General features: G+C 63.4%; 25 protein-coding genes. 10 read left to right on the top strand and 15 right to left on the bottom strand.

Translation table 11 applies throughout. The annotated features are described in order from the left end of the window. The first annotated feature begins 193 nt into the window (after nt 1-193). Nucleotides 194-1,177, top strand: coding sequence for a sugar-binding domain-containing protein (locus tag QMA15_RS01370; protein WP_007733475.1), 984 nt, complete (start codon nt 194-196; stop codon nt 1,175-1,177). Here QMA15_RS01370 and QMA15_RS01365 read toward each other — a convergent pair. Beyond that, nucleotides 1,112-1,915 (bottom strand): TetR/AcrR family transcriptional regulator, encoded by an 804-nt coding sequence (locus QMA15_RS01365; RefSeq protein ID WP_019744910.1) that lies wholly within the window; start codon nt 1,913-1,915, stop codon nt 1,112-1,114. The two genes, QMA15_RS01370 and QMA15_RS01365, sit on opposite strands and share 66 nt — an antisense overlap. Before the next feature lie 93 nt (nt 1,916-2,008). Between QMA15_RS01365 and QMA15_RS01360 the strand changes: the two genes are divergently transcribed. Then, nucleotides 2,009-2,962, top strand: a complete 954-nt coding sequence (locus QMA15_RS01360; RefSeq protein ID WP_070385573.1) for an ATP-binding cassette domain-containing protein — start codon at nt 2,009-2,011, stop codon at nt 2,960-2,962. Continuing rightward, entirely contained in the window at nt 2,959-3,720 is a 762-nt protein-coding gene (locus QMA15_RS01355; protein ID WP_019744912.1) for an ABC transporter permease, read from the top strand. Before QMA15_RS01360 ends, QMA15_RS01355 begins: the two co-directional genes overlap by 4 nt. 92 nt (nt 3,721-3,812) lie before the next feature. Here the strand turns inward: QMA15_RS01355 and QMA15_RS01350 are convergent, their stop codons facing one another. The 5 genes from QMA15_RS01350 to pdxH all read right to left on the bottom strand — a co-directional run bounded on the left by QMA15_RS01350 (nt 3,813) and on the right by pdxH (nt 8,834). After that, on the bottom strand, nt 3,813-4,175 hold the full coding sequence (locus QMA15_RS01350; protein WP_019744913.1) for an FKBP-type peptidyl-prolyl cis-trans isomerase: 363 nt from the start codon (nt 4,173-4,175) through the stop codon (nt 3,813-3,815). Nucleotides 4,176-4,212: 37 nt separating this feature from the next. Further along, nucleotides 4,213-5,511 carry a citrate synthase gene (locus tag QMA15_RS01345; RefSeq protein ID WP_020908786.1) on the bottom strand — a complete coding sequence of 433 codons (1,299 nt, stop codon included), beginning with the start codon at nt 5,509-5,511 and terminating at the stop codon, nt 4,213-4,215. Nucleotides 5,512-5,869: 358 nt separating this feature from the next. Beyond that, nucleotides 5,870-6,817 carry an aldose 1-epimerase family protein gene (locus QMA15_RS01340; protein ID WP_020970482.1) on the bottom strand — a complete coding sequence of 316 codons (948 nt, stop codon included), beginning with the start codon at nt 6,815-6,817 and terminating at the stop codon, nt 5,870-5,872. A gap of 41 nt (nt 6,818-6,858) precedes the next feature. Further along, nucleotides 6,859-8,124, bottom strand: coding sequence for an MFS transporter (locus tag QMA15_RS01335; protein WP_019744915.1), 1,266 nt, complete (start codon nt 8,122-8,124; stop codon nt 6,859-6,861). Beyond that, entirely contained in the window at nt 8,121-8,834 is a 714-nt protein-coding gene (gene pdxH / locus QMA15_RS01330; protein ID WP_279163608.1) for a pyridoxamine 5'-phosphate oxidase, read from the bottom strand. The genes QMA15_RS01335 and pdxH overlap by 4 nt, the downstream gene beginning before the upstream one ends. Nucleotides 8,835-9,079: 245 nt before the next feature. On the opposite strand from pdxH, the gene QMA15_RS01325 reads away from it, so the two are divergent. The 4 genes from QMA15_RS01325 (at nt 9,080) to QMA15_RS01310 (ending at nt 13,372) form a co-directional block, all read left to right on the top strand. Then, complete coding sequence (locus tag QMA15_RS01325; protein ID WP_003940025.1) at nt 9,080-10,207, top strand: citrate synthase 2; 1,128 nt, start codon at nt 9,080-9,082, stop codon at nt 10,205-10,207. 63 nt (nt 10,208-10,270) lie between these two features. After that, entirely contained in the window at nt 10,271-11,392 is a 1,122-nt protein-coding gene (gene serC, locus QMA15_RS01320) for a phosphoserine transaminase (RefSeq protein ID WP_279163692.1), read from the top strand. Nucleotides 11,393-11,591: 199 nt separating this feature from the next. Further along, nucleotides 11,592-12,533 carry a septation protein SepH gene (sepH, locus tag QMA15_RS01315; RefSeq protein ID WP_019744919.1) on the top strand — a complete coding sequence of 314 codons (942 nt, stop codon included), beginning with the start codon at nt 11,592-11,594 and terminating at the stop codon, nt 12,531-12,533. A 53-nt stretch (nt 12,534-12,586) separates the two neighbouring features. Continuing rightward, the gene (locus QMA15_RS01310) at nt 12,587-13,372 is read left to right on the top strand and encodes a hypothetical protein (protein ID WP_279163607.1); all 786 of its coding nucleotides are present in this window, start codon (nt 12,587-12,589) and stop codon (nt 13,370-13,372) included. A 20-nt stretch (nt 13,373-13,392) separates the two neighbouring features. On the opposite strand, the gene QMA15_RS01305 is transcribed toward QMA15_RS01310, so the two are convergent. Genes QMA15_RS01305 through QMA15_RS01295 form a run of 3 tightly spaced genes read right to left on the bottom strand, consistent with a single transcriptional unit; the run spans nt 13,393 to nt 15,096 of the window. Next, on the bottom strand, nt 13,393-13,653 hold the full coding sequence (locus tag QMA15_RS01305; RefSeq protein WP_019744921.1) for a DUF2537 domain-containing protein: 261 nt from the start codon (nt 13,651-13,653) through the stop codon (nt 13,393-13,395). Then, nucleotides 13,650-14,456, bottom strand: a complete 807-nt coding sequence (locus QMA15_RS01300) for an RNA methyltransferase (protein WP_003939731.1) — start codon at nt 14,454-14,456, stop codon at nt 13,650-13,652. Before QMA15_RS01300 ends, QMA15_RS01305 begins: the two co-directional genes overlap by 4 nt. A gap of 49 nt (nt 14,457-14,505) precedes the next feature. After that, nucleotides 14,506-15,096 (bottom strand): TetR family transcriptional regulator C-terminal domain-containing protein, encoded by a 591-nt coding sequence (locus tag QMA15_RS01295; RefSeq protein WP_020908792.1) that lies wholly within the window; start codon nt 15,094-15,096, stop codon nt 14,506-14,508. A 70-nt stretch (nt 15,097-15,166) separates the two neighbouring features. On the opposite strand from QMA15_RS01295, the gene QMA15_RS01290 reads away from it, so the two are divergent. Continuing rightward, complete coding sequence (locus QMA15_RS01290) at nt 15,167-15,715, top strand: hypothetical protein (RefSeq protein WP_019744924.1); 549 nt, start codon at nt 15,167-15,169, stop codon at nt 15,713-15,715. Here QMA15_RS01290 and QMA15_RS01285 read toward each other — a convergent pair. From QMA15_RS01285 to QMA15_RS01275, 3 genes are all read right to left on the bottom strand, one after another. After that, a complete protein-coding gene (locus tag QMA15_RS01285; protein WP_007733487.1) occupies nt 15,699-17,006 on the bottom strand; it encodes an MFS transporter in 1,308 nt (435 codons plus the stop codon). The two genes, QMA15_RS01290 and QMA15_RS01285, sit on opposite strands and share 17 nt — an antisense overlap. Before the next feature lie 129 nt (nt 17,007-17,135). Then, nucleotides 17,136-17,567 (bottom strand): MarR family transcriptional regulator, encoded by a 432-nt coding sequence (locus QMA15_RS01280; RefSeq protein ID WP_019744926.1) that lies wholly within the window; start codon nt 17,565-17,567, stop codon nt 17,136-17,138. Nucleotides 17,568-17,632: 65 nt separating this feature from the next. Further along, entirely contained in the window at nt 17,633-19,087 is a 1,455-nt protein-coding gene (locus QMA15_RS01275) for an NCS2 family permease (protein ID WP_020970489.1), read from the bottom strand. A gap of 102 nt (nt 19,088-19,189) precedes the next feature. On the opposite strand from QMA15_RS01275, the gene QMA15_RS01270 reads away from it, so the two are divergent. Together QMA15_RS01270 and QMA15_RS01265 are read left to right on the top strand one after the other, a co-directional pair. Next, on the top strand, nt 19,190-19,447 hold the full coding sequence (locus QMA15_RS01270) for a DUF2530 domain-containing protein (RefSeq protein WP_020908795.1): 258 nt from the start codon (nt 19,190-19,192) through the stop codon (nt 19,445-19,447). 90 nt (nt 19,448-19,537) lie between these two features. After that, on the top strand, nt 19,538-20,587 hold the full coding sequence (locus QMA15_RS01265; protein WP_279163606.1) for an iron-siderophore ABC transporter substrate-binding protein: 1,050 nt from the start codon (nt 19,538-19,540) through the stop codon (nt 20,585-20,587). Here QMA15_RS01265 and QMA15_RS01260 read toward each other — a convergent pair. From QMA15_RS01260 to QMA15_RS01250, 3 genes are all read right to left on the bottom strand, one after another. Then, entirely contained in the window at nt 20,577-21,128 is a 552-nt protein-coding gene (locus QMA15_RS01260; RefSeq protein WP_020908797.1) for a phosphatase PAP2 family protein, read from the bottom strand. The two genes, QMA15_RS01265 and QMA15_RS01260, sit on opposite strands and share 11 nt — an antisense overlap. 6 nt (nt 21,129-21,134) lie before the next feature. Next, a complete protein-coding gene (locus QMA15_RS01255) occupies nt 21,135-23,807 on the bottom strand; it encodes an ATP-binding protein (protein ID WP_133727950.1) in 2,673 nt (890 codons plus the stop codon). 68 nt (nt 23,808-23,875) lie between these two features. Then, entirely contained in the window at nt 23,876-24,697 is an 822-nt protein-coding gene (locus QMA15_RS01250) for a DUF3027 domain-containing protein (RefSeq protein WP_019744932.1), read from the bottom strand.

Genomic DNA, 24,697 nt, shown 5'->3' with positions numbered 1-24,697 from the left:
CACCCGTAGCGTAAAGCCCATTGCACATTCACGCATAGCTCGTGCACATATGTGCAAATGCGTCATTTGCGCACCGTAACGCGGGTAACAGACACACTTCTGGGACTTTGCGCGATCGAGCGGCTCAACCTGGTTCTACTCGGATAAGATTCGGTTCAGTGCTCTTGCACGTACGTGCAGACAGGACGAACCCATGGAAACTCCCACTTCCGACTCCGCTACCTCCGATCCGGCGGACCCTCGCATCGCCGACGCCGTTCAGGCCGCACGCCTCTATTACTTCCAGGACCAGACCATGGCTGCCATCGGCCGCGACATGGGGGTGTCCCGATCCACCGTCTCCCGATTGATCACCTACGCGCGCACCTCAGGCCTCGTCGAGATCAAGATCAGCACCCCGCACGGCCAGGCTCCTCGCATCGAACGCGAGTTCTCGGAACGGTACGGAGTGCGTGCCCACGTGGTGACGGTGCCGGAACTGGTGGGCGATCTCGAGCGACTCGAGAAGGTCGCAACCTTTGCCGGTCGCCTGCTCGCGTCGTTCTTCGACAGCGACATGGTGATGGGGATCGCCTGGGGAACCACTCTCAGTGAAGTCAGCAAGCACCTTGCCCCCAAACGCACGTACAACTCGTACGTCGTGCAACTCAACGGCGCAGCGAACACTCGCACCACCGGAATCTCGTACGCCAGCGACATCATCAGAACCATCGCCGACGCCTACGGCGCTCTCCCCCAAGGATTTCCGGTCCCCGCATTCTTCGACTACCCGGAGACCCGGGAGCAGTTGTGGCGCGAACGAAGTATCAAACGCGTACTGGACATGCAAAAGCGAATGGACCTGGCAGTCTTCAGCATCGGCGTACCGGGCGGCAACGTGCCGAGTCACGTCTACACCGCCGGATACCTCGAACCCGATGAAGCAGAAGCACTTCGACGCGACGGAGTAGTCGGCGACATCGCAACCGTGTTCTTCCGGTCAGACGGGAGCTACCGCGGAATCGAACTCAACGAGCGCGCGAGCGGCCCACGACTGGACCTTTTCGAGAAGGTCGCCAGGCGCGTGTGCATCGTCGCCGGAACAGCAAAACTGCCCGCACTGGAGGGCGCACTACGGGGCGGGCTGATCACCGACCTGATCATCGACGACGTCAGTGCCACCGCGCTGGTGTCCTGACCGCTGCACCAGCTTCTCGATTCCGTCGAGCAGTAAGCCAAGCGAGAAACTGAAATCGAAGGCATCGTCGCCGGCGGCCTCACCCTCCGGGCTGCCGTCCTCGAAGCCGCCCTCCTCGATTGCGGCACTCAGGTGGGGGAATTCCTCCCGATTGATGACACGAGCAATGAGAGCACCGTATGCGACGTCGTCATCTTCCGACTGCGCTGAACGAGTAGCCAGGTCAGCCGAGAATCGGGCGCGGCCGATGACGAACAACGACACGTTGGTCACCACCTGGAACTTCGACGCGGCACTCAGAGCGACACCGTCGAGGGCGCTCAGACCCGCGTCGAGCCACGCCATGTTGTTGGGCCCGGTCGGTGGAGCCGTGATGGGCAGCTTGAGCCACCACGGTCGACTCAGCATCGTGGCATACTCCTGATTCGCCCACGCCTCGAGCTTGACGCGCCAGGTCACGCCGTCGGGAATCACCGGCGGTGGCCCGATCACCCGATCCGAAATCAGTTCGATCAGTTCGTCTTTGCTTGCCACGTAGCGGTAGAGCGACATGGTCGTGAACCCGAGCGCTTTGGCCACGCGGCCCATCGACAGAGCCGTGACACCTTCCGCGTCGGCCAACTCGATCGCGGTGTCGAGAATTTGCTCGAGACTGAGCCCCTTCTTGGGACCCCGCGTTCCCGGCTGGTCCAGTCCCCAGGCCAGTTCAACTGCTCTCGGTAGCGCTCCGCGATCCATAAGCTCCCACTCTTCACTCTTGCCATCATCCTAGAACTGTGTACGCTATAAACACGAGTTTATAACATACACAGTTCTTACTTGGAGGTCTCGATGTCAGGAACGATCCCAGCAATCTCGGTCCGCGGACTCCGTAAGCGCTACGGCGATCAACAAGTACTGGGTGGACTCGACCTGTCGGTCCCGGCCGGATCGGTGTACGCACTCCTCGGCGCGAACGGCGCCGGAAAGACCACGGCCGTAAGAATTCTCACCACCCTCATCCCCTTCGACGGAGGCGAGGTCACGGTCGCGGGGCATTCACTGCCCGGAGATCCACAGAACGTTCGGCGGCGCATCAGCGTGACGGGGCAGTACGCAGCCGTCGACACCTTGCTGACCGGATTCGAGAACCTGACCCTACTGGGCGAACTGAATCACCTGGGCCGGAAGAACTCCCGTCGCCGTGCCGAGGAATTGCTCGACCAGTTCGATTTGACGGACTTCGGCGACAAACGCGCCGGCGACTACTCGGGCGGCATGCTCAGACGACTCGACATCGCAATGAGCCTCGTCGCCCGACCGGACGTCGTCTTTCTCGACGAACCCACCACCGGCCTGGACCCGCGGAGCCGCCACGAAATGTGGTCGATCGTTCGAGGACTCACAGCGTCAGGCGTCACCATCTTCCTCACCACCCAATACCTCGACGAGGCAGACGAATTGGCCGATACAGTCGGCGTGCTGAGCGGCGGTCGCCTCGTCGCCGAGGGAACACCGGACGAACTCAAACACCTTGTTCCCGGCGGCCATGTCGCTCTGCAATTCGAGAACCTGGCTCAACTCGAACTCGCCGCGGCATCACTGCCGCAGGCGCATTCGAATGCCGAGACCTTGACCCTGCACATCCCTTCCGACGGGGCGGTTCCGTCGATCAAAGCCATCCTTGACTCGATCGACGATCCGTCGATCACCGTCGAGAAGTTCTCCGTTCACACTCCGGATCTGGACGACGTGTTCTTCGCGCTCACCGGATCAGGCCAACCCGAGATTGCGAGCGTTCGATGACCTCCACCATTGCAATCGATTCCGCGGTGATGCTCCGCCGGAATCTCAAACACGTTCTGCGCAGTCCGGATTCGATGATCACCGCGATAGCTCTTCCGGTCATGCTCATGCTGCTGTTCGTCTACGTCTTCGGCGGCGCCATCAACACCGGTAGCGAGTACATCGACTACGTCGTGCCAGGAATCATCCTTCTGTGCGCCGGATTCGGCGCCTCGACCACCGCGGTCAGCGTCTCGAGCGACATGAAGGACGGGATCATCGACCGTTTTCGGACCCTGGCGATCTCTCCGTCGTCGGTCCTGACCGGTCATGTACTGGCCAGCGTCGTCCGCAACGTCCTGACTACGGCGATCGTGGTCGTCGTTGCGCTGATCATGGGATTTCGCCCGACCAGCGATCCGTTGCGCTGGCTCGGCGTCGCCGCTGTGATCGTCGCCTTCGTCTTTGCCATGTCGTACCTCTCGACAGCTTTGGGGCTCTTGGCCAAGAACCCGGAGGCTGCAAGCGGATTCACCTTCGCCATCATGTTCCTGCCCTACGTCAGCACTGCTTTCGTACCGGCTGAGACCATGCCGTCATGGCTGCAGGGATTTGCCCGGCACCAACCGGTAACCCCGATCATCGAGACGGTGCGCGGACTCCTGATGGGCACGCCGATCGGGAACAGCGCGGCCATCGCCCTCGCGTGGTGTCTGGGCATCGCCGCCGCGGGATTCGTGTGGTCGAACTGGCTCTACCGACGAAAGACCGCGAGCTGACCACACAAGAAAGCCCCACACCTGACGGTGCGGGGCTGCTTGTGCTGTGCGCCTTTATTAACCGCGGGGGGTTAATAAAGGCGCACAGTGAATTACTTGGCTTCCAGCAGGTCGATCACGAAGACCAAGGTCTTGCCGGAAAGCTGGTGCCCTGCACCGGCGGGGCCGTATGCCAACTCCGGCGGAATGGTGAGCTGGCGACGTCCGCCGACCTTCATGCCCGGGATGCCGTCCTGCCAACCCTTGATCAGGCCACGAAGCGGGAACTGAATGGACTCGCCACGGCTCCAGGAAGAGTCGAACTCTTCACCGGACTCGAACTCGACACCGACGTAGTGAACGTCGACGGTGCCACCGGGAACGGCTTCGGCGCCTTCTCCGACAACCAGATCCTTGATGACCAGATCGGTCGGCGCGGGGCCTTCCTGGAACTCGATTACGGGCTTGCTACTCATGGGTCCTCCTCGTTGAGGCGAAAATTGTGGGCAGGGGCTAGCGGGTGGTGATATCCCGATAGTCACGCTCGGTGTAGCCGGTGTAGATCTGGCGCGGGCGGCCGATCTTCGTAGCCGGATCCTCGTGCATTTCACGCCAGTGCGCAATCCAGCCGGGCAGACGGCCCATGGCGAACAGCACCGTGAACATGCGCGGCGGGAAGCCCATCGCGCGGTAGATGAGGCCGGTGTAGAAGTCGACGTTCGGGTAGAGCTTGCGCTCGATGAAGTAGTCGTCCGTGAGGGCGGCCTCTTCGAGTTGCATTGCGATGTTGAGCAGTTCGTCGTCGCCGCCGAGCTTGGCGAGGATGGTGTGCGCGGTTTCGCGGACCAGCGCAGCGCGCGGATCGTAGTTGCGGTAGACGCGGTGCCCGAAGCCCATGAGCTTCACGCCGTCTTCCTTGTTCTTGACCTTGCGGACGAACTCGGCTGCGGTGCTGCCGCTGGCCTTGATCTCGTCGAGCATCTCGAGCACTGCCTGGTTCGCGCCACCGTGCAGCGGGCCCCACAGTGCGTTGATGCCGGCAGAGACGGAGGTGAACAGGTTGGCGTCCGACGAGCCGACCATGCGCACGGTCGACGTGGAGCAGTTCTGCTCGTGGTCTGCGTGCAGGATCAGCAGCATGTCGAGTGCCTTGGCGACCTCGGGATCACCCTGGTACGGCTCGGCCGGGAAGCCGAATGTCATACGCATGAAGTTCTCGACCAGGTTCAACGAGTTGTCCGGGTACAGGAACGGCTGTCCGACGGACTTCTTGTACGCGTACGCAGCGATGGTCGGCAGCTTCGCAAGAAGACGGATGGTGGACAGTTCCACCTGCTCCGGATCCTCGGGATCGAGCGAATCCTGGTAGTACGCCGACAGTGCGTTCACTGCGGACGAGAGAACCGGCATCGGGTGAGCGTTGCGCGGGAATCCGTCGAAGAACCGCTTGAGGTCCTCGTGAAGCAAGGTGTGTCGACGAATGCGGTCCGTGAAGGACTCGAGCTGGGCGTCGGTCGGCAGTTCGCCGTAGATCAGCAGGTAGCTGACCTCGATGAACGTCGACTTACCTGCCAACTGCTCGATGGGATATCCGCGGTAACGCAGGATTCCCTTCTCACCGTCGATGTAGGTGATTGCAGAACTGGTGGATGCAGTGTTCACAAAACCGGGGTCAAGGGTGGTGTACCCCGTTGTGGCCAGCAGCTTTCCCAGCTCGATGCCGTCATTGCCCTCTGTTGCCCTGGCAATGGACATCGTGTACTCACCACCGGGGTAAGTAAGCGTGGGCTTTGTGTCATTGTCAGCGGGCACGAAGGATCCCTCTCAAGCTCGAACCAACGAGTAACTACATGCGATCAACTAGAAACTAGTCGCACGGGAGAGATCGTGCCGAAGGAGGGTCGCTCCACGGCTATTTTTCGGGTACTCACGAACCCGACATACCCACCGAAACTGAAACACGTTCCAGGCTGGGTTTTCCCACTCGCATGACCGGTACTCCAGTCTACGGAATCGCGCATTTACCCACATTGATCTGCAAATCTCGGCAGCAATCCGAGAATGGGACCAATGTCGGACCGTCCGGAGCACTGACACGAGGTACCGAAAACCGATCGTTATCGGCTGATGCCTACTCGGCGTTACACGATCCCACGGTATGAGAGCCGGATCACAGAGCCTTGATGCCCCAGCTACCCGACCACGTCTGACCCGGGTGCAGCACCAGGAGGTCGATGCCCGAATTGAAGGCGTCAGGCGGGCAGGTCATCGGTTCCAAAGCCAATGCGCGGCCGCGATCGGGATACCCCTTGTCGTTGGCGGGATCTGCGATGAAGGCCTGAATCCACGGGAACTCGCGGTTGGTCCACAGGGCAGTGCCCGTTCCATCCGGAGCCAGCAGCTCGTGTTGCGTCCGACCACTGCCGTCGACGACGTCCAATGCGCTGTACGGCGTGTCCAACTGAACCCCGTCGAGCAGTCTCGGTGTCCGGAAGTCGTAATCCGTACCGGCGACTGCCTGCGAATACGCGTTCGGCAGCATCCTCGCCGGATCGATCGGCAACCGCGTGCCTGCGGCCAGATGCAGCGCACATTCGTCGAGCGGAAAGTCGCCGGCGCGAATGAAAGTGTGCATTCCGAGCCCGAACGGAGACGAGGTCGCACCCTTGTTCGTGGCCGTATGGGTGACGGTCAACCCGTCGGCACCGACCTCATAGGCAATCGTCAGCTGCAACGGATACGGCCAACCCTTGTGCAGTCCGACGTCCACCGACAGTTCGACGCGCTCGTAGGTGTGGTCCACGAGGCTCCAATTGCGACGACGGACGAACCCGTGGCTCGCGTTCCCCAGCGCAGGTTCGGTGATCTCGAGTTGATGCTCGATGCCGTCGAACATGAAGTGCCCGTCGCGAATTCGGTTGGGCCACGGCGCGAGAACCAATCCGGCCGACAGCGGTGGCTTCGATCCGAGCGCCCAGGTCTCGGTCAGCGCGCGCTGACCGTTCGGACCTTCGTGGTCGAGAAGCCGCAACCCGGCACCGGCCGCGGCGATCTCGGCTCGATAGCCGCCACCACGGATCTCGAACCCTCCCCTACCCGTGCTGTGCGGCGCAGTCATACGTACCAGTTTCCACCACGAGCGACCGGTTAACCAGGACGTCAGACGGCGCGTCCCACCTTGTAGCGAACGAACGCCGGAAATGCGAGGGCAGAAAGGACAACACCGACAATCACCAGGAAGCCGCCGCCCGCTGCCGCGACACCGGTCCCGAACAGGAACGCCGCACCGCCGTGCAGGACGTCACCGATGCGCGGACCACCTGCCACGACCACGATGAACACGCCCTGCAGTCGTCCGCGCATGTCATCGGTTGCCACTTGCTGAAGCATCGTGCTGCGGAATGCGGCCGAGACCATGTCGACGGCGCCGCCGAATGCCAGGAATGCAACCGCCACCCAGAGCAGAATCACACTGGAACCGGGACTCGCGAAGTACACCGCTACGCCGAAGCCGACCATGGACAGCCCCCACAGCGCGATGCAGACCAGCACGGCCCGCCCCTGGTACTGAACCCGTGGCAACCAACCCGAGAACACTCCGCCCAGAACGGCTCCCACCGACATCGCTGCGAACAGCAGTCCGAGCGCAAAACCGCCGCTGGCGGGGTCACCGAAGGATTCGTGTGCGATTTCCGGGAACAGCGCTCGCGACATCCCGAACACCATCGCGATGATGTCCACCACGAACGACGCGAGCAGAACCTTCTGCGTCGCGAGATACGTGAAACCGCCGAGGACCTCGCTCAGCCCGGCCCGCCGAGACGTGCCGGTCGGCGGAATCGCCGGGAGCTTCCATACTGCCCACAACGTGGCGATCAGAAAGATCGAGTCGAGCAGGTACAGCAGTTGCAGACCGGCCGACGGTATGAGGACACCCGCCAGTAGCGGGCCGGCTATTGCACCGAACTGCACGACAGTCATGTTCAGCGAGTTCGCGGCAGGTAACTGCCTGCCCGGAATCAACCGAGGGATGATCGCCGCTCGCGTCGGTTGGTTCACCGCGAAGAACGCCTGTTGAACCGAGAACAATCCGAGCACCAACCACACGTTGTTCACGTTCAGAGCAGCCTGGATCCAGAACAGCACCGACGTGACACCGAGTCCGATCGAGGTGATCATCAACAGCCGTCGTCGATCCATGACGTCGGCCAGTGCGCCGCCCCACAGACCGAAAACGACCAGCGGGACCAGACCGAAGATTCCCGTCAGACCGACGTAGGCCGAGCTTCGGGTGATCTCGTACACCTGTTGCGGTACGGCGACCACACTGAGCTGAGCGCCGATGACGGTGACGATGCCGGCCGTCCACAGCCGTCGATAGTCGCGATTCTCGAGCGGAGTCGTGTCCGCGAGTAACCGGCTCACGGCTGGAGACGGACGGCGGACCACTGTCCGTCGACCAGACTCGTGCGAACTCGATTGTGCATGCGGTTCGCGCGTCCTTGCCAGAACTCGACGGACTCGGGCCGAATCAGAATCCCGCCCCAGTTCGGTGGCACCGGAATCTCACCGTCCACGCCGAATCGGGCGGCGACCTCACGCAGTTGCTCGTCGAGATCGGCACGCGAGTCGATCGGACGAGACTGCGACGACGCCCACGCGCCGAGCTGCGATCCACGAGGCCTGGTTCGCCAATACTCCTGCGTCAGTTGAGCACTCACGCGCTCGGTGGTGCCGCGGACGGTCACCTGCCTGGCAAGGGTCAGCCACGTGAAGTTGGCCGACGCGTACGGGTGGGCGTCGAGGTGACGAGCCTTGTCGGATCCGTAGTTGGTGAAGAAGAGGACACCGTCTTCGCTGAGCCCTTTGCAGAGCACGGTCCGCGACGCCGGACGGCCACCGTCGTCCACCGTCGACAGAGTCATGGCGTTGGGCTCCGGCGCGTCAGCTTCGACGGCGTCCACAAGCCATTGACGCATGAGGGGCAGCCAACCGGTCTCGACGACCGAGGTATCCAATTCCGCACTCATGCGGTCCTCGACGGACTCCGATTCGCTGCCTGCTTGCGGATAGCCCACACGCATGGCCGCGAGTTCGTTGTCCACCGCCTGCGGGTCCTGACGTTCATTCGACACAGCCGAGAACGCTACTCCCGGGTACTCACTGGCCAACGGCTACGCGGCACGCGCTAAAGTTTGCCGTGGCTAGACCCGACCCGGACCGCGAGCCGCACCAGCGACAGCAACCGAATCGGGACGAGACGATTGCGCAGTACAAAACACGGTGCGTGCTCATCCCTGCGAGCACCGAGGCGCAGTCACTGAAGCTGAGGCAGTGCGACTGTAGACCTGGCGCACTCGAACGAGGAGAGTCCACGAGAATGGCAGCGAGCGCAGCAATACCGGACGATTTTGTGAGCGGACTCGAAGGCGTCGTCGCCTTCACCAGCGATATCGCAGAACCCGACAAGGACGGCGGCGCACTGCGCTACCGCGGAGTCGACATCGAAGACCTGGTCGGCCAGAGGGTCACCTTCGGCAACGTATGGGCCCTTCTCGTCGACGGCCGCTTCGGCCCCGGCCTCCCGCCGGCCGAGCCCTTCCCCCTCCCCATTCACACCGGCGACGTCCGTGTCGACGTCCAGGCCGGACTGGCGATGCTGGCTCCAATCTGGGGATACCAGCCGCTCCTCGACATCGATGACGAGACCGCCCGCGACCAGCTCGCCCGCGCATCCGTCATGGCACTGTCGTACGTCGCGCAGTCCGCTCGCGGCATCTACCAGCCTGCAGTCCCACAGAGCCGCATCGACGAGGCCAAGACGGTCACCGAGCGCTTCATGGTTCGCTGGAAGGGTGAGCCTGATCCGGCACACGTCGAGGCAATCGACGCGTACTGGGTCTCGGCAGCCGAGCACGGCATGAACGCCTCCACCTTCACGGCCCGCGTCATCGCCTCCACCGGCGCCGACGTCGCTGCCTCGCTTTCCGGCGCCATCGGCGCGATGTCCGGCCCGCTGCACGGCGGCGCACCGGCCCGCGTTCTTCCGATGATCGAAGAGACCGAGAAGACCGGCGACGCCCGCGCACTGGTCAAGGGAATCCTCGACCGCAAGGAAAAGCTCATGGGCTTCGGACACCGCGTCTACCGCGCCGAAGATCCCCGTGCTCGCGTGCTTCGCGCTACCGCGAAGCGCCTCAACGCTCCCCGCTACGAAGCTGCCGCAGCTCTCGAGCAGGCTGCACTGGCAGAACTGCGTGAGCGTCGTCCCGATCGCGCGATCGAGACCAACGTCGAGTTCTGGGCCGCCGTCATCCTCGACTTCGCCGAGGTTCCCGCGCACATGATGCCTGCCATGTTCACCTGTGGCCGCACCGCCGGCTGGTGTGCACACATCCTCGAGCAGAAGCGTCTCGGTAAGCTGGTACGCCCGGCCGCCATCTACACCGGCCCGGCGCCCCGTACTCCGGAGTCGGTCGAGGGCTGGGACCAGATCAGCCACGCGTAGTACCCCGCTCGAATTCGCCAATCACGGTAGTACAGAACACAAGTGAAGGAACAGAAAGAAGCGATGACCTCCACACCGATCATCCCCGCCGACCTCAAGCCCGCCGACGGACGCTTCGGCTGCGGTCCTTCCAAGGTTCGCCCCGAGCAGCTGCAGTCCCTGGTCGAGGTGGGCGCTTCGGTGTTCGGCACCAGCCATCGCCAGAAGCCGGTCAAGAACGTTGTGGCCAGCATTCGTTCCGGCCTCGCCGATCTGTTCTCACTGCCCGAGGGCTACGAGGTCGTCCTCGGCAACGGCGGAACCACTGCGTTCTGGGATGCGGCCGCATTCGGCCTCATCCGCGAGAAGTCGCTGCACCTGACCAACGGCGAATTCAGCTCCAAGTTCGCTTCGGTCGCCAAGGCCAACCCGTTCATCGGTGACCCGATCGTCGTTTCCGCCGATCCGGGCAGCGCACCGGTGCCGGTCTCCGACCCGTCCGTCGATCTCATCGGCTGGGCGCACAACGAGACCTCCACCGGTGTGTCGATCCCCGTCTCGCGCCCCGCGGGTTCGGAGAACGCACTGATCGCCATCGACGCCACCTCGGGCGCCGGTGGACTTCCGGTCAACTTCGCCGATTCCGACGTCTACTACTTCGCTCCGCAGAAGTGCTTCGCCGCAGACGGCGGACTGTGGATCGCGCTGATGAGCCCGGCCGCCCTCGAGCGCGTCGCGGAGATCAAGGATTCGGGCCGCTGGACGCCTGACTTCCTCTCACTGCCCATCGCCGTGGACAACAGCTCCAAGGATCAGACGTACAACACCCCGGCCCTGGCCACCCTGTTGCTCTTCGCCAACCAGATCGAGTGGATGAACAGCAACGGCGGCCTCGACTGGACCACCGCTCGCACCGCGGATTCGTCCTCGCGCCTGTACAACTGGGCCGAGGCCAGCGAGTTCGCAACACCGTTCGTCGCTGATCCGGCACACCGCTCGCAGGTTGTCGGCACCATCGACTTCAACGACGACGTCGACGCTGCCGAGGTGGCAAAGATCCTGCGCGCCAACGGAATCGTCGATACCGAGCCGTACCGCAAGCTCGGCCGCAACCAGCTGCGCGTCGGCATGTTCCCGGCCATCGACCCCGATGACGTCACCGCTCTCACCAAGAGCATCGACTGGGTCGTTTCTCAGCTCGGCTGATTTTCATACTGCTTCACCGCTCGGCCCCCGACATGATGTCGGGGGCCGAGCGTCGTTTGCGCCAGGCCTTGTGAGCTACCACACCGGTGGTCGGATCCGAGGTCATCTCGCCCTGCGTGTCCTGCCGAGTCCATGGTCACGAATGAATTACAGTTGAGCGCGGCGCAAAGTCGCGAGCCGGCGCGATAAGGAGGTCAATGTGCGAGAGCTTCGAGTGATCGGACTTGAACCCGATGGATCGCATGTGGTGTGCGCAGATGCTGAAACCGGCCAGAAATTCCGGCTTCCCGCCGATGACAAACTTCGTGCTGCTTCCCGCGGAGACGTGGCTCGACTCGGCCAGATTGAGATCGAAATGGAAAGCCAACTCCGTCCCCGCGAAATTCAGGCGCGCATTCGTTCCGGTGCTTCCGTAGAGCAGGTCGCCGAAGAAGCGAAGATCCCCATCAGCAAGGTCGAGCGCTTTGCGTACCCCGTTCTGCTCGAGCGTTCCCGCGCCGCGGAAATGGCGCAGGGCGGACACCCGGTGCGCGACAACGGCCCGACGGTTCCCACCCTCTCCGAAATCGTGACCCACGCATTCCGCGCCCGCGGCCACAGCATCGACGAGGCCACCTGGGATGCCTGGCGCGACGAGGACAATCAGTGGGTCGCGCAGTTGCAGTGGCAGGCCGGCCGCACCACCAACGCCGCACACTGGCGCTACCAGCCCGACGCGCACGGCGGAACGATCGTCGCACTCGACGACGCGGCATTCGACTTGATCGATCCCGACTTCGGTCGCCCGCTCCGCGGCCTGGTACCGGTGGTTTCGAACGAGCCGCAGCAGCTTGAACTGTCCCGATTCGACGTCGAACCGGTGGCGGAGATCGAGCCGGAGCCCGCAGCAGTTTCCGAGCGGACAGCAGTTTCCGAGCGGACAGCAGCTTCCGAGCGAACGGTGGTGGCGGAACGAATCGTGGCGCCCGAGCCGATTGCTGTCGAGCCGGAAACAGTCGTCGACGAAGAGGTTCCCGAGCCTGCACCGGACGTGACCCCGAAAACCGCTCCGCAGCAGACGCAGACCAAGGACAAGCGCGGACGGCCTGCTCTTCCCTCGTGGGACGACGTACTCCTCGGGGTCCGCAGCAGCGGTCGCTGACCCCGAAGGAAAGTATTCTTCTTTCGAGCGAGGCTGAGGAGAGAGGGCTGCCGGTGGCTGCACGGGTATCGACGATCTGGTTTCTGGGCGGCGCAGACGCTCGCACCGAATTGAGCAAGTACCCACAGCCGGATCAGACCGAGGCGCTGAAAATCGCCATGTCGCTGTACCCGGACAAGGAGTTCGAGTCTCTCGGTCCTCAGCCGCTGTCGATGGCCGCGACGGTGAGCCCCGGCTACGTCTTCGTCGGCGCGTACGGCCGAGTGAGCGTCGTCTGCAGCTCCGAACTCAGCACATTTGTCCCCTCGAAACTGCCTGATTCCTGGCACCTTTCGGCCGAGGGTGGCTCGACGCTGTTGATCAGCTCCGTCCCCGAAACCGCGCAGGGTTCGTTTGCACTGTGGGAGAACGGCGAGCTACGACGCTCGTTCAGTGCCATCCCGATCGACATCGTCGAAAATCTGGGGATCCCGCAGACGTGGGAACTGGAATTCTGGGCCGGCAACCATCCCCTGCGTTACCCGCCCGGGATCCTGCCCGATCCGCAGTCACTTCCGTTCCACCCGCAACAGTTCGCGGAGTCTGCCAACCTCGAGTGGCTGGGATTCCGATACACCGGCGCGCCGCGAGAACACGAACTCGACACAACGCAGATTCTCCTGTGGGGCTTCAAGATTCACCGCCCCGGCGAGGCACCCAAACCTGCGCCCCCAGCTCCCGTACCGGTACCCGAGCAGGCGCCGACAGAGATACCCATGCCCGAAAACATGCCGCCGATCCACGACGCACCCGCGACCAAGCCGCGTGGCCGCCTCGCCCGGTACTTCGGGTTCAAGTAGCGCCGAGCAGCCTCACACGGTCACGCGGCTATCGCTGCGATCCACCCGAGCGGAACGCCGACTACCGCGCCGTAGACCACCCATCGCCACACGGGGACGGCTCGCCAGCGCCAGACGGTCGGCGCAAGTCCGCCTACCGCAATGATATTGACGACAACTGCCAGGAGCACGTTCACGTTGCCCAGCGCGACGCAGAACGCCGCGACAGCGCTGGTCGAGAGCATCGCGGCGAATACCGACACCGCGATTCCGGTGAACCAGGGCGTGCGGTCCAGAGTCACCGGCCGGTCCTGACACGTTCGTAGAAGGCCATAGCCGCTGCGGTTGCGACGTTGAGCGAATCGGTACCAGGTGCCATCGGTATCTTGGCACGAATGTCGGTGGCCCGCATCGCATGTTCGGTCAGACCTGGCCCCTCGGCGCCCAGCAGTAGCGCCACCTTCTCCCCGGTCATCGCTTCGGCCAAAGTGACCGCTTCCGGATTCGGAGTCAAGGATATGAGCTGAAAACCGTTGCCACGCAGCTCATCCAAGTCGTGTGGCCACTTTGCCACATGCGCGAAGGGCACTCGCAGCACGTGCCCCATCGACACACGGACCGACCGCCGGTAGAGCGGGTCAGCACAACCCTTCCCGAACAGAACGGCGTCCACGCCGAGCCCTGCAGCGTTGCGGAACATCGAGCCGAGGTTCTCGTGATCGTTGACGCCTTCGAGGACCACGACGGTCTTTGCGTCCTTCAGCACGTCCGAGACCGCGAGTGGTGCCGGGCGCGCTGCTGCAGCGAGGACGCCACGGTTCAGGTGGAATCCGACGACCTCGGCCATCACTTCGGCGCTCGTACGGTAGAACGGCACGTCCACACCGTCGAGATCGTCAGCGAGCTCCAGGAGCCGTCGTTCAACGCCGAGAAGACTGATCGGCTCGAACCGCGACGTCAGCAGCCGCTGAGTGACGAATACTCCTTCGGCGATGACCAGTCCCTTGCCCTCCGGCAGGTCGGGGCGCCGATCCGAGGAGTTGAGATCGCGAAAGTCATCCAACCGGGGGTCGGCGGGATCTGAGATGTCGATGACGTGAACCACGGGTCTATCGTGCCGTACGCACCGCGAGCCCCCCACCACTACTCCCGACCTAGCGCAGCAGCGTAGCGAAATGCGCGTCGAGCACCCGGCCGATCACCTGCGGATTGGTTCGCTCGGGATTGTCGACGCCGTGCGACGCGAGCCCGTCGGCGAGCGCATGCAACCTCATCGCCTCGATGTCGACCGAAGCGTCCGGCTGCAGGAATCCTGCATCATGTACGGCCTCGACAAATGTTCGATAGTGCTCGAACAGCGTCCGGTCCGTCTCGTCACGCACTGCGGTCAACGTCGAATCGGTCTGGGCGGCAGCAGCAAACGCCTCCCAGACCTGCATTTCTTCACGCCGATCTTCGTCGAGGGGAACGAACTGATCGGTGAACTGGCGGATCGCGCGGCGGATGTCGGGATCGAAGTCGATGCCGGCAATCCTCTTCTCCACCCGGACGGTCACGAGCGTCATCGCGAACAGCAACAGTTCGGACTGCGTCGCGAAGAAGTGGCGTAGCGACCCCGTCGACATCTTCGCCTCGTCTGCGACGGCCCGGACGCTCGCGCTCGCCACACCATCGCGACGGATCACACGCCAGACAGCCTCGGCGATCTCTTCCCGTCGCTCATCGGGGCTGCTTCGTTTCACCACTTCACAAAGCTAACACAGTTGTGCTAGTTTTCGATCACTAACACAGTCGTACTAGAAATGAGCTGATGTCATGATCGTCCATCTGATCATCGCGTGCGAAATCATGTTCTGGGTGTTCATCGCCGCCGGTCTCGCCGCCCGCTATCTGCTGCGCCGCAAGACGCTGGGTGCCGCACTGCTCATCTGCGCACCCCTGGTCGACGTCGTCCTGCTCGTCGCCACAGCCCTCGATCTTCGGGGCGGCGGCGAGGCGAACTTCACCCACGGGCTCGCTGCGGCCTACATCGGCTTCTCCGTTGCGTTCGGGCACAGTCTCATCTCCTGGGCCGACGCCAGGTTCGCCTACCGATTCGCCGGCGGCCCGGCTCCCGTCGCGCCACCCAAGTACGGGAGTGCGCGAGCACTGCGCGAATGGCGCGAGTTCGGCAAAGCCGCGATCGCCTGGGCCATCGCGTGCGGACTTCTCGGCGCGGCCATCTTCCTCGTCGACGACCCCGCCCGCACGGGAGCCCTCGACGGATGGATCAGCAAGCTGACAGTGGTGCTGGGAATCTGGGGAGCAATCGCCCTGAGCTACACGGTGTTTCCCAAGCGCGAGAAGGTCACGGCGCGCGGCTAGCCTCGACTGCCTGTTCGGTCGCGTCGCACACGATCACCGGACGCAGGACGAACACCGGCAACCTTCCACCGTCTTCCGGCCTCGCAAGACGAAGTTTCAGCCCTTCGCTACGTAGCAGGTACACCCCGGCCACTGTGCCCGAGACGAGCGAGATCACTCCGCCCACGATCAGGGGCGCACGGGGATCCACGGAGTCGGCGAGCCAACCAAGCAGCGGGCTTCCCAGCGGTGTGCCACCGAGGAAACTGAGCATGTAGATGCCCATCACCCGCCCACGCATCTCGGAGGGGACCGACATCTGCAGGATGTTCATCGCGGACGTCGTGAACGTCAACGTCAGTGCGCCCGTGGGAATCAACATCAGCGCCACCAACGCGTAGGTAGGCATCAATCCCACCGCGACCTCGAACACGCCGAAAGCCACTGCGGCACCGAGGAACGTCCGCAACCGCGGCGCTTCCTTGCGCCTTGCGGCATACGCAGCGCCTGCAAGGGTTCCCACAGCAAGCGTCGTGGACAGCAGTCCGTAACCGTCGGCCTCGAGACCGAACGTGTTGCGCGCCATCACCGCCAGGCTGATCGCGAAGTTCAGGCCGAACGTCGAGACCATGAAGACGGACACCATGATCACCCGAAGGTCCTTGCGACCCCACACATATCGGAACCCGTCGCGCACCTGCCCCTTGGTACGCGGCGCCGGTTCGGACGGGATCAGCTCCTTCTTGTTCATCAGGTACAGCGCGATGAGGACCCCACCGAACGTCGCGACGTTGAGCAGGAACACCCATCCAGTTCCGATCAGGTTGATCAAAACACCCGAGATGGCCGGACCGACGATGCGGGCCGTGTTGAACGTCATCGAGTTGAGCGCGATGGCATTGGACAGGTGTTCCTTGCCCACCATCTCGATAGTGAACGACTGACGCACCGGTGCGTCGAGCGCCGAGACACAGCCGAGGGCAAAGGCGATCAGGAAGACGTGCCACAACGCGACGAGCCCACCGACGTCCAACAGACCCAACACCAGTGCGCATACCGCACTCGCCCACTGCGTGAAGATCAGGATCCGACGCTTGTCGTACCGATCGGCCAGCACCCCACCCCACACCGACAGAAACAGCGTCGGACCGAACTGCAAGGCCATGACGATGCCCACCGCCAACGCGTTGCCGTCCGAGAGCGTCAGTACCAGCCAGTCCTGGGCAATACGTTGCATCCACGTGCCGACCAGAGAAACAATCTGTCCGGAAGCCCAAAGGCGGTAGTTGCGGTTGTGGAGCGCGGCAAACATGCCGGAATCGGGGTCTCGGGGCACCCCACCATCTTGCCCCTCGAGTAATTCGTTTGGGCAACGACCTCTATGTAGCGGAGCTACGCGACCTCTGCGTAGCGGAGCTACGCGACCGCATAACTCGCGGAACTACTCCGTCTTGTTGACCATCTCCGTGATGATCCCGACGGCACCGCGCAGCGTCGCGAGTTCTTCGCCACCCAGCCCGGCCAGCTGCTCGTTCATCCACGCCTCACGCGCATGGGTCTCGTCCGCGAGCAACGCCTGCCCGGCGTCGGAGAGATTCACGATGATCTGACGACCGTCCGTGGGATGCGGCGAGCGCTCGACCAGACCGAGCTCGGCGAGAGAAGCAACAACGCGCGTCATCGACGGCGGCTGAACTTTCTCACGTGCTGCGAGTACGCCAGGGGTCATCGGGCCGTACTGATCCAGGCTCGCCAAAGCGGACAGTTGCGTCAGCGATACCTGAGCGTCGACTCTGCGGCCGCGCAGATGCCTGGTGAGACGCACTACAGCCAGGGAAAGATCGCTGGCCAGCGCACGAGTTTCGGTGGTCACGCGTCAGACAATACGTCAAGAGCTGGCCGGTAGCTCACGTAATCGAATACCGGTCAACCCTGATTTCACGTAAGGGCGTCGGTAATGGGTCCGACAGTGAAGTAGGCCACAAAAAGTGCCGCCACGATCCAGAGCAACGGGTGGATCTTCTTGATACCACCGCTGGCAGCGTGCAGGACCACCCATGAAATGAAGCCGACACCGATGCCGTTGGCGATCGAGTAGGTGAACGGCATGACGATCATGGTCAGGAACGCCGGGAGAGCCACCGAGAACTTGGTGAAATCGATGTCTCGGACCTGTCCGATCATCAGCGCACCGACGACGACGAGGGCAGGCGCAGCTGCCTCGATCGGCACGACGGAGTAGAGCGGCGTCAGGAACATCGCGACGAGGAAGAGCAGTCCGGTCACGACATTTGCCAGGCCCGTGCGGGCGCCTTCGGCGATACCCGACGCGGATTCCACGAACACGGTGTTCGACGACGCCGAAGCGCCACCGCCCACGATCGCGCCCGCGCCTTCGACGACAAGCGCGCGACCGACGTTGGGGAGGTTTCCGTCCTTGTCGGTCAGGCCGGCTTCCTTACCGAGACCCGTCATCGTGCCCATGGCGTCGAAGAAATTCGCGAGCACGAGGGTGAAGACAAGCAGGCTGGCGGCCAGAACACCGATGCGGGTGAACGCGCCGAAGATGCTGACGTCGCCGACCAGGCTCAGATCAGGCATACCACCGAGCATCTCCGGGATCGCGGGGATGCTGAGGTTCCAGCCCTTGGGGTTGGTTCCGAGCGAGGGTCCGACGTCGGCAACTGCCTCGATGATCGCAGCGAGGATCGTCGTGACAACGATGCCGATCAGCAGTCCACCACGAACCTTGCGCACGACCAGAACACCCATGAGCAGGACACCGAAGATGAACACCACGGTCGGCCACGAAGCGATCGAGCCGTTGATTCCGAGTCCGACGGGAACCGTCGTACCGGCGGCATCGGGGATGCGGCGGACGAATCCGGCGTCGACCAGTCCGATGAAGGCGATGAACATGCCGATACCGGCCGCGATCGCGGACTTCAATGCCGAGGGAATCGCATTGAACACCGCAGTTCGGAAACCGGTGAGTGCCAACAGAACGATGATCACACCGTCGATGACCACCAGGCCCATCGCCTCGGGCCAGGTGACCTGAGGTGCGATGGTGACGGCGAGCAGGCTGTTGATGCCGAGACCCGCGGCGATGGCAAACGGATAGTTGGCAACGAGACCGAAGACGATGCTCATCAGGCCGGCAACCAGAGCGGTGACCGCAGCCACCTGGTTGACCGGAAGGATGTTGCCGAGAACGTCGGTCTTCGCTGCAGCGTCGTCAGCCGAGAAACTGCCGAGGATCAGGGGGTTGAGGACCACGATGTAGGCCATCGCCACGAAGGTGACGACACCGCCGCGAACCTCGGTCGAGATCGTCGACCCTCGTTCGCTGATCTTGAAATAGGTGTCGAGGATCTTGCCGGGTGCCGCCATGTTTGTTCTTTCCCCATCGCTGTAGGTCGCCGTGTGCCGGCGCACATGAAGCCGGTCGCACTAGGGAGAGTAGGCCACCGGGGTACGGGTAGCGTTAATTTTGTGACGGAGACTCGCAACACAACAGGCGTGATCGGCAAATTGTCCGCACCCGCGCCGGCACTGATCATCGGCACCGCGTTGTGGGTGGTCGCCACGATCGTGGTCGCGGTGAGCGGCGATCGTTGGTCGGATGCACTCCCGATCTGTTACGCGGGTATCGGAGTCGGCTTCCTCGGCCTCGCTCTGTTCTCCATTCAACGACGCGCAGCTGTGCGCGGTGACAAGGGCGCACAACAGGGCGCCGGTCTGGTCGACTGAGCAGGTCGATTCACCCTTTAAGTATGGTAAGCCTACCCTGCACTCTAGTGTCGGTCTTAGCTTGTCAATGCTGAAAGGAACCACGTAACCGTGAAGATCTCCCACCGAAATCGTTGGAAAAGCCGAGGACGTTGGACGAGACTGACATCCGTTGCTCTGGTCGCCCTGGTCGCCCTGGTCGGCACAGCACTCGTCTCCTGCAGTTCGGACGACGACGCAGCAAGTAGTTCGTCGAGTTCCGGTGGCGGCGCCTTCCCCGTCACGATCGATCACGCTTTCGGCAGCACCACGATCGATTCCGAACCACAACGGATCGTCACCGTCGGTTACAACGACGAGCAGGCTCTGCTGGCCTTGGGCATCAAGCCCGTCGGAATGGTCAATCAGTACCCGGGCGAGCCGGACGTCAACCGCACGTGGCCGTGGGTCACCGGCCCTTGGGGCGGAACCGAACCGACCGTCGTCGGCAGCAATCCCGAAACCACGATCAGCGTCGAAAAGATCGCTGCGCTCGAGCCCGACTTGATCCTCGCGCTCTACTCGAGCATCGACAAAGACCTGTACACCACACTTTCCGCGATCGCCCCGACCGTCGCGAAGGATCCGGCCTACGGCGACTACGCAACTCCGTGGCAGATCACGACGAAGACCGCAGCGAAGGCAGTGGGTCGCGAAGCCGACGGCGAGAAGTTGGTCGCCGATATCGACAAGCAGTTCGCCGACGCCAGAAGCGCTCACCCGGAATTTGCAGACCAGACCGCGGTGATCATCAGCGTCGACACGACCCCGGAGTTCTACGCCTTCTCCTCCGAGGACGCCCGCGGACGGGTCCTCGGCAGTCTCGGATTCAAACCTGCTCCCGCGGTCGAGGCATTGATGAACGGTGAGTTCTACGCGCCCATCTCCACCGAGCGACTAGATCTCCTCGACGTGGACCGTCTCGTTGTCATCGGTAATCCCGATGCCGCCCAGGCGGTCCGAAACAATCCGGGCTTCCAGCAACTCGACGTGGTCAAGAACAATCGCGTCGTCTACGTCAACGACGATCAGGCCCCGCAGGTCGGTGCGGCCCTGACCGCGAGTTCCGCACTGAGCTTGCCGTGGGCGACAAGCCAACTACTCGCCGAACTCACGAAGTAACCAGCGCCCGGCGCTTCCTGATCTGCGCAGTTCCCCAGATCCACACTCCGGCCCACACCATCCCGAACGCCCAGCCTGCCAGCACATCGGTCATCCAATGGGCAGCCAGGTAGACGCGGGAGAATCCGACAGCGATCGTGTACAGGCCGAGGCTCGCGAGCATTGCCATCTTCGCGAGCCTCGGCAAAGCAAGCCGAAGAATCACTGCGGCAACCGAAGTCGCGAGTATCGCGCTCATCATCGCGTGGCCCGACGGGAACGAATACGAATCGATTTCGATCAAACGCTCCGGCAGGGGTGGACGGGTTCGCGTGAAGATGCGCTTCAATCCGCTCATCACGAGCAGACCGGTCAACATCGATCCGGCGATCAGCAGAGCTTCCGTTCGGAGCCCCCGAACCAGAAGCACGATCGTGAGCAGCGTCGCGATCAGCCACGACGCGAGAGTTCCGCCGCTGTCGGTGATGACGTCGACCACGTCCACGAGCCACGCCGTCCGCTGGCTCACTGCACTGTCGAGTACCCACTGATCAAAAGACATCTGCCCTCACATCCCTTGCGGCAGAGTCCACGTGCGCATCACGTGATGAACGCCGTCCGAGTCCACCCACCACGGCACGGTCACTGTCGCCTCCACCGCTCCTGTCAGTTCCACCGACAGTTCGTGATGGATCACTACCTCGCCGCCGGGAACCTCACGGCCGAGGGCTGCGAAGCCGAGAACTGCCTGTGGTTCGTTCGCCCACGTCGTCACAACGCCGGTGCTGCTCACTCGTCCGTGAACGGATGTGGACGCCGTAGCGACGTCGAGCAGATCTGCCAGTGCGTCAGCTGTCTCGAAGCTACCGAGCACCACTCGTTGTGCAGGCAGTGCCGCTCCCAGCCACGGTCGGTCGAGAACAAGGGCGTCGCCGGGATCGACCAGATCGCCGGAAAGGCCTCGCACGAACGGCGGCAGGTGCAGTTCCTCCAGGTCGAGAACCCGTCGCTGCGCTGCCTCACCCAGCAGTCGGTGCGTCCGCGCGACGACGGCGGAGGCCGGCATCCGTAGTGGGTCGGCAAGCCGATCGAGCAGCAGCTGAGCCAGTTCCGGATCGTCGACGGTATCGGATGCCAACAATCCGGCGAAGAATCCGGCGTCGGGGTGTTCGGCAGCATCGAGCAATCCCTCGAAGGTGCGATCGCCTGGAGCGCGCAGCAAGCCAAGCACCTCACCGCCGAGTTCGGCATTCGAACGCAACCACCACGCCGTGTATCCACGACGGTCGGTGAGCAGCGCCCGCGTCGCCGGCGACTCGACCAGCAGCGACAGCGCCTGCGGCCAGCGGTCTTCGTCCACGAGATCGAGATCGCGCACGGCTTCGATGTATTCGGGGTCCTCGTCGAGGGTGTCCCACCATGCGTCTTCGGCGTCGAGATCGTGATCGGGGCCGGACGGCAATTCCTCACGGACCACCGTGAAACCCCACCCGACACCGACTACCCGTAGCGCCTGCTCCCCCACCCGCTGAACAAAATCAGCGTCGACGATGCCGAAAGGAGAATCCTCGACCAGGACGCTTGCAAGGGGAGCGCCCGGAAGCAGAAGTTGGTCGGCGGAACGCAATTCGCCCTCCGAATCAGGAAGCAGCACTTCACCGATCCACGACGGCAGCGCCCCTGGCGCCACGTGGGCCGCCAATCCGAGCACCACTTGCGCCAACTCCGTCGCTACCGAATCATCCTGATCCGCAGCATCTTCGATCAAGGCTCGCAGTGCCGGATCGGACAGCAGGTCGGTGGCACTCGCGGTCTGTGCTCCCAATCGAGACAGCAACGGGTGCGCCGCGACAGGATGAACCAACCTCGTCCACTGCACAGACGGTGCGTCTTCGCCCAGTTCGACGCCGACGACGACGGTCCGCGGTCCGGTCACCGTTCGTCCATCGGAGAGCGGAACCGGCAGTGTTCCAAGCTCTTCCACCGCAAGAGTGTCGATCACCAAGGGCTCGAGAGCCGAATAGAGTCGATTCCACCACTTCGGTTCACGTTCCAAGCCGCTGAGCAGTTCGGCGATGCGCGCGAGCCCGATGCGGTGCGTCGACACCGCCGCGAGTGCTCGCTCGTGCTTGGGGCCGGAGAGCTCGGGGACAACCAGGCCGCCGATGATGTCGGTGAGCAACTCGGCAAGGTCATCACTGAGCCCGGGCACCACGGATGCTCGCTGCGGCGCGCGGTCGGGTTCACCGACCACCGGAAGCCACTCGTTTTCCTGCAGCTCCTTCAGAAGCGCTTCGCGCAGAAGCGAATCGGTTTCGCTGCGGGCAAAGGCAGGGATCGGGACGAGTGCCGTTCGCTGCCGAGGAGGTAGTGCAGCAAGGAACTTCGCGTACCCCTCGGCAAGCGGAGCGATCGGTGCAGCGGGCATGAGGCGTCGCCGATCGGGTTGCATTGCAATGTCGGCAATGATGATCGCGGGGATCGACAGTTCCTCGTCGGATCGGGTCGGCGCCCGCAGCACGTCGTCTGCGACCGGCTCGACGACCCCGTCGCGGACCGGCACCAACCACCGTGCGTTCGGCGCCGAGTACTGCCACCACGTGCGATCTCCGATAGCTATCTCGACGAGACCGGATTCCAACACTCGTTCCGATCGCTGAAAGATCTTCTCGCCCAGACGAATATATCCGAGAGCCGGGAGTTCGAGAAGCAGGTCGACTGCCTCACGTGTCATCTGCGAAAGCAGCGCCGCGGCATCGACGTCCGGCCGAAGCGTCAGCACCACTTCCGAATCGGCACCGTCGCTCGGCAATTCGCCAGACGGCCACACCAAACGAAGTACGGGGACACCGGTTTCCGGCACGGGGAGTTCGCGAGACTCGATCTCGCGCAGAGTTTGCGAGGCAGAGAATCGAATCGATCCCGTCGACGAGCGCAGTTCCACCTCGTCACTGACCGAGAGAACTGCCGAGAATCCGACTCCGAACCGTCCCGTCACGCCTTCGTCGGCGTCGACCTTGTTCGACGCACGCAGCGCCGTGAGTGCGTGAACGCCGGATTCGTCCAGCGGACGGCCGGTGTTCGCGACGGTCAGCGTCCGACCGTCCACGTCCACCCACAAAGAGCCCTCGACGCCCTCGCGTGCAGCTGCATCGGCAGCGTTCTGCGCCAGTTCGGTGAGCAGGCGGTCGCGGTACCCGGCCTTCGCGAGGTCGGATTCCGCAGCCGCGTCTTCACGCAATCGCGTCGGAGATTCCGACCACGCGCGCAGCGTCGCCTCGCGGAGTGCGTCCGTGCCGAACGGATCTTCTACTCGGTGGATACCGAATCCTCAACTGCAACAACGCTCGACGGGCGAGCGGGCACCGCAATCAGCTCGACTGCTCCGTCGTCGAATGCGTCGAACTGCGGCGAGCCCGCACCGAGCGGCAAGCTGGTGTCCGAATGTGCGCCACAGCCGTAGGACACGCTGACCACCCGGCCGTCTGCGGAGAGTTCGTTGCCGCACACGCCGAACGCTGCGTGCAGCGAACCTGCGAGTGGAAGGAAGAATCCACACAGCCCACACGTCGACGGGGCAGCCTTGGCCATCTCCGACTCCGGGCCGAAGTCACCGTCGAACCAACGCTGCGCGGCATCGAGTCGGCCCTCGAGGCTCATGACCTGTTTGCGGCCGAGCCCGATTTCGAGAGCTACCTCGTCGACTTCCGGGTCACCGGTGGCGACGTAGCCGGGAACGAGCCGAGGATCCTCGGCCGGCGGGGCGAGTAGGTCACCGACGGAGAGATCGCCGGGACGAATCCGCTGATCCCATGGCAGCCATTCCGGCGCAACCAACGCGTCGGGACCCGGCAGCAGCGCCAACTCACTGACAGTTGCGCGGGTGTCCTCCGGTCCGGCAGCGACGACAACCGCCCACTGCCAACCGCGGTATCCGGGAATGTCTGCTGCAAATCGATGGGTGGCGGCAAATTCGTCCTCCGACGTCACGCCGAGGTATGCCCCCACACCGCCTTCATGCAGGTCGACGACTGCCGTTCGGGCAAGCTCGACCGCATCGGCCAGTACTGGGCGCGGCACTGCACGCTCTGGAGAAGTAGCAACACTCACTCCTCCAGTTTGCCGCACCAC

It is taken from the genome of Rhodococcus sp. APC 3903 (genome assembly GCF_030407755.1).
Classification (GTDB): domain Bacteria; phylum Actinomycetota; class Actinomycetes; order Mycobacteriales; family Mycobacteriaceae; genus Rhodococcus_F; species Rhodococcus_F erythropolis.
This window is presented reverse-complemented; position numbering and strand designations above follow the sequence as displayed.

What these genes read in the sequence shown, in the direction of transcription:
- QMA15_RS01355 (WP_019744912.1), top strand. Translation starts at nt 2,959, where the DNA reads ATGACCTCCACCATTGCAATCGATTCCGCGGTGATGCTCCGCCGGAAT.
- QMA15_RS01365 (WP_019744910.1), bottom strand. Translation starts at nt 1,915, where the DNA reads ATGGATCGCGGAGCGCTACCGAGAGCAGTTGAACTGGCCTGGGGACTG.
- QMA15_RS01275 (WP_020970489.1), bottom strand. Translation starts at nt 19,087, where the DNA reads ATGGCGGCACCCGGCAAGATCCTCGACACCTATTTCAAGATCAGCGAA.
- QMA15_RS01340 (WP_020970482.1), bottom strand. Translation starts at nt 6,817, where the DNA reads ATGACTGCGCCGCACAGCACGGGTAGGGGAGGGTTCGAGATCCGTGGT.
- QMA15_RS01285 (WP_007733487.1), bottom strand. Translation starts at nt 17,006, where the DNA reads ATGTTTGCCGCGCTCCACAACCGCAACTACCGCCTTTGGGCTTCCGGA.
- QMA15_RS01325 (WP_003940025.1), top strand. Translation starts at nt 9,080, where the DNA reads ATGGCAGCGAGCGCAGCAATACCGGACGATTTTGTGAGCGGACTCGAA.
- QMA15_RS01360 (WP_070385573.1), top strand. Translation starts at nt 2,009, where the DNA reads ATGTCAGGAACGATCCCAGCAATCTCGGTCCGCGGACTCCGTAAGCGC.
- QMA15_RS01290 (WP_019744924.1), top strand. Translation starts at nt 15,167, where the DNA reads ATGATCGTCCATCTGATCATCGCGTGCGAAATCATGTTCTGGGTGTTC.
- QMA15_RS01260 (WP_020908797.1), bottom strand. Translation starts at nt 21,128, where the DNA reads ATGTCTTTTGATCAGTGGGTACTCGACAGTGCAGTGAGCCAGCGGACG.
- QMA15_RS01370 (WP_007733475.1), top strand. Translation starts at nt 194, where the DNA reads ATGGAAACTCCCACTTCCGACTCCGCTACCTCCGATCCGGCGGACCCT.
- serC (WP_279163692.1), top strand. Translation starts at nt 10,271, where the DNA reads ATGACCTCCACACCGATCATCCCCGCCGACCTCAAGCCCGCCGACGGA.
- QMA15_RS01350 (WP_019744913.1), bottom strand. Translation starts at nt 4,175, where the DNA reads ATGAGTAGCAAGCCCGTAATCGAGTTCCAGGAAGGCCCCGCGCCGACC.